This is a genomic window from Enterobacter sp. C6, from assembly GCF_008122455.1.
Lineage (GTDB): Bacteria > Pseudomonadota > Gammaproteobacteria > Enterobacterales > Enterobacteriaceae > Enterobacter > Enterobacter pseudoroggenkampii.
Window position 1 is genome coordinate 1 of sequence record NZ_QPFW01000071.1, and the last position, 2,997, is coordinate 2,997.

The following is a 2,997-nucleotide window of genomic DNA, read 5'->3' on the forward strand; positions in this document are numbered from 1 at the left end:
TCCGAGTGGCTGAAGGAGCACGCCTGGAAAGTGTGTATACGGCAACGTATCGGGGGTTCGAATCCCCCCCTCACCGCCATATTCGAGATGAGAGCTCGTACGAAAGTACGGGCTTTTTTCCTTTAATTCTCCGAAAGGGGGGATTCGAACCTTGAAACTCCCTGCGCTCTTTATGTCGGGTGGCGCTGCGCTTACCCGACCTACAAAAAGCTACTCCTCCACCATCTTCGCATACTCTTCAGTCAGAAAATCCACCAGCTTCCTGACCGACGGCAGCATGCCGCGCCGCGAAGGATAAACGGCGTGAATCACTTCCCGTCGGGGTTCCCACGCGTCCAGCACCCGTACCAGTTCCCCTGACGCAAGCTGATCCTTCACCATCAATATCGGCAACTGTACAACGCCCACGCCCGCCATCGCGGCTTCCCGCAGTGCCAGCATGTCGGTGGTAATAAAGCGCGGTGCGTAGTGGATCTCCGCTTTCGCCCCTTCTGGACCACTGAGCTCCCATTTATGCACCTGTTTACCGGCCCCCATACTTAATCCAGGCCATTCATTGAGCTCGGAAGGCATTCGCGGTTTACCCATACGTTCAATCAACTGCGGACTTGCCACCAGGCAATGCCCCCTGTCAGCCAGTACCCTTAAGACCAGATCGCTGTCATCAAACGGACGAGGACGCACGCGGATAGCCACATCAATACCTTCGCCAACAGGATCGACCCGACGATTGGTGGCCTCAAGCTGGAGATTAATCCCGGGGTAGCGCGCCATAAACCGCGCCAGCATCGGTCCCACGTGGACGTGCAGTAACGTGACGGGACAGGTGATCCTGACGATGCCGCGCGGCTCAGCCTGCAGCGCAGCAACGGCCTCCTCTGCCGCTTCTGCTTCTATCAGCATTGCCTTACAGTGTTGATAGAAAGTGTGCCCCACTTCCGTCACCGTAAACTGCCGCGTCGTGCGCTGTATCAACCGTACGCCAAGCCGCTCCTCGAGCTGCGCGATCCTGCGGCTCAGTTTGGACTTGGGTTGGTCAAGCGCCCTTCCCGCCGCCGCAAACCCCCCGTAGTCCACCACCTTCACAAACCAGACGAAGTCATTGAGATCCTGCATAAGCCCTCATTGTTCTATTTTCGGAACAGTGAATGCCATTTTCACTATCTACCGGGATATTAACCCTGAATATAAGCTAATTACATCAACAGAACATCAGGAGTTAATCATGAAAAACGTAACAGGCGTTTATACCGCTCCTCGTCAGCACTGGGTTGGCGATGGTTTCCCGGTCCGTTCAATGTTCTCTTATCAAACCCACGGCGAGCCGCTGAGTCCGTTCCTGCTGCTGGACTACGCAGGCCCGTACACCTTCCCGGCAGATGGTGCGAAACGCGGCGTAGGCCAGCATCCTCACCGGGGTTTTGAAACGGTCACCATCGTTTATTCAGGTGAAGTGGAGCATCGCGACTCCACGGGTAAAGGCGGTGTGATTGGCCCCGGCGACGTGCAGTGGATGACCGCAGGCGCAGGTATTTTGCACGAGGAGTTCCACTCAAGCGCGTTCTCGCAGAAAGGCGGCGAACTGAAAATGATGCAGCTTTGGGTCAACCTCCCTGCGAAAGACAAGATGGCCGCACCGGGCTACCAGAGCATCACGAAAGCCGACATCCCGGTGGTGACGCTGCCTGACAACGGTGGAACGCTGCGGGTCATTGCCGGTCGCTACGACACGGTTACCGGCCCGGCGCACACCTTCTCACCGCTCAACGTCTGGGACATCGCGCTGAACCAGGGAAGTCATCTGGCGCTCAATCAGCCCGAAGGCTGGAGCACCGCGCTGGTGGTGCTTGAGGGCAACATCACGGTGAACGGTACCACTCAGGCAGGTGAAGCCCAGCTGGTCGTACTGAGTCAGGAAGGCGACAAACTGCACCTTGAGGCAAGCAGCGATGCAAAAGTGCTGCTGATGGCCGGCGAGCCGCTGAATGAACCCATCGTGGGCTATGGCCCGTTTGTGATGAACAGTAAAAGCGAAATCAACGAAGCCATTCGTGATTTCAACTCCGGCCGCTTCGGCCAGATCTGAACGTAATAAAGGAGAAGAAGATGTCTACACCTGCTAATTTTAATGGCTCCCGTCCGGTTATTGATGTGAACGATGCGGTGATGTTGCTTATCGATCACCAGAGCGGTCTGTTCCAGACCGTCGGAGATATGCCAATGCCAGAGTTGCGCGCTCGTGCGGCAGCGTTAGCGAAGATCGCGACCCTGGCGAAGATCCCGGTGATCACCACCGCGTCAGTTCCACAGGGACCGAACGGACCGCTTATCCCGGAGATCCACGCCAACGCACCGCATGCGCAATATGTTGCCCGTAAAGGTGAAATCAACGCCTGGGATAACCCGGAGTTCGTGGCTGCGGTAAAAGCCACCGGGCGCAAAACGTTGATTATTGCGGGCACTATCACCAGCGTCTGCATGGCCTTCCCGTCAATTAGCGCGGTGGCGGACGGGTATAAAGTATTTGCGGTGATTGATGCCTCCGGCACCTACAGCAAGATGGCGCAGGAGATCACCCTGGCGCGCGTGGTGCAGGCCGGTGTGGTTCCGATGGATACGGCGGCGGTGGCCTCTGAGATCCAGCGAACCTGGAACCGTGAGGACGCGGCGGAGTGGGCTGAGGTGTACACCCACATCTTCCCGGCTTACCAGCTGCTGATCGAAAGCTACGGCAAAGCACAGGAAGTGGTTAAAAACAGCGAAGTGCTCGATTCTCAGCGTTAATAACCCGTGCTGCGACAAGAGCTGATTAAGGCTTAACCGAACGCACACTAATACAGAAAATCTGCTTGACCGTTTTAGCGCAACTCCCTATAGTAGCGCCCCGTTGCCCCCCAAGCGGTCAGGCAGCAAAACAATATGGTGAGGTGTCCGAGTGGCTGAAGGAGCACGCCTGGAAAGTGTGTATACGGCAACGTATCGGGGGTTCGAATCCCC

At 56.7% G+C, this 2,997-nt stretch carries 3 protein-coding genes; 2 read left to right on the forward strand and 1 reads right to left on the reverse strand.

Annotated features, from left to right (window positions below; genetic code table 11):
- Positions 1 to 210: 210 nt before the first annotated feature.
- Entirely contained in the window at positions 211 to 1,116 is a 906-nt protein-coding gene (locus DOU50_RS00630; protein ID WP_148768507.1) for a LysR family transcriptional regulator, read from the reverse strand.
- 109 nt (positions 1,117 to 1,225) lie between these two features.
- Here DOU50_RS00630 and DOU50_RS00635 point away from each other — a divergent pair, with 109 nt between their 5' ends.
- The gene (locus tag DOU50_RS00635) at positions 1,226 to 2,086 is read left to right on the forward strand and encodes a pirin family protein (RefSeq protein WP_090417393.1); all 861 of its coding nucleotides are present in this window, start codon (positions 1,226 to 1,228) and stop codon (positions 2,084 to 2,086) included.
- Between the two features lie 20 nt (positions 2,087 to 2,106).
- Positions 2,107 to 2,784: an isochorismatase family protein gene (locus DOU50_RS00640; RefSeq protein WP_024908977.1), complete on the forward strand. Its 678-nt coding sequence runs from the start codon at positions 2,107 to 2,109 to the stop codon at positions 2,782 to 2,784.
- Positions 2,785 to 2,997: the final 213 nt, after the last annotated feature.